This is a genomic window from Mesorhizobium sp. M1E.F.Ca.ET.041.01.1.1 (assembly GCF_003997355.1).
GTDB lineage: Bacteria > Pseudomonadota > Alphaproteobacteria > Rhizobiales > Rhizobiaceae > Mesorhizobium.
On sequence record NZ_RZSL01001136.1, the window covers coordinates 1 to 786 of the forward strand.

1 protein-coding gene is annotated in these 786 nt (G+C 65.0%); it reads right to left on the reverse strand.

Annotation, left to right across the window (positions count from 1 at the left end; translation table 11 throughout):
* Window positions 1–82 precede the first annotated feature (82 nt).
* Window positions 83–786 (reverse strand): ABC transporter ATP-binding protein (locus EOA38_RS37925; protein WP_145966353.1); only part of this gene is annotated, 704 nt, incomplete at its 5' end.

A 786-nucleotide genomic window follows, 5' to 3' on the forward strand; every position in this document is an offset into this window, starting at 1 on the left:
GCCTTGGCACCGGCGGCACGGCGGCAGCGGCCTTGTCGGTCTTGACGTTGGAGACGGTCATTTCATGGCTCCTTCGGAGTTGTTAGGCTACGGCATGAAGGTGAGGAAGCTGAACAGAGGGGGAAGCCTGCTGCCCGAGATAGAAAGTGCGAATGTCTTCGCGCTGGCGCAGCTCCGCCGCAGGTCCGGACAGGACCGAAACGCCGTTCTCGAGCACGGTGGCGTGGTCGGCATATTTGAGCGCAACCGCCGAGTTCTGCTCCGCGACCAGGATCGACAGGCCCGTCTCGCGATTGAGCTTCTTCAGCGTCAGGAAGATGTCCTGGACGACAAGCGGCGCCAGCCCCATCGACGGCTCGTCGAGGACCAGCAGCCGGGGCCGCGACATCAGCGCCCTGCCGATCGCGGTCATCTGCTGTTCGCCGCCCGAGGTCAGGCCTGAGAGCGTGCGGCGCTTTTCGGCGAGACGTGGGAAGAAGTCGTAGATCCGCTGAAGATCCCGGTTGATCTCGGCACGGCGACCGCTGCGGCCGATGCCGCCCGTAACCAGGTTCTCCTCGACAGTGAGGCTCTTGAAGCAATGGCGCCCCTCCAGCACCTGAACCAGACCGGCGCGCACCAGGTCGCCCGGCTTGCGCTGCGAGACGTCGTCGCCTTCGTAGCGAATTGTGCCGGCATTGATCTGGCCGCGCTCCGCCGGAAGCAGGTTGGAAACAGCCTTCAGGGTCGTGCTCTTGCCGGCGCCATTGGCGCCGAGCAGCGCCAGGATCTCTCCGCGCTTCAAAG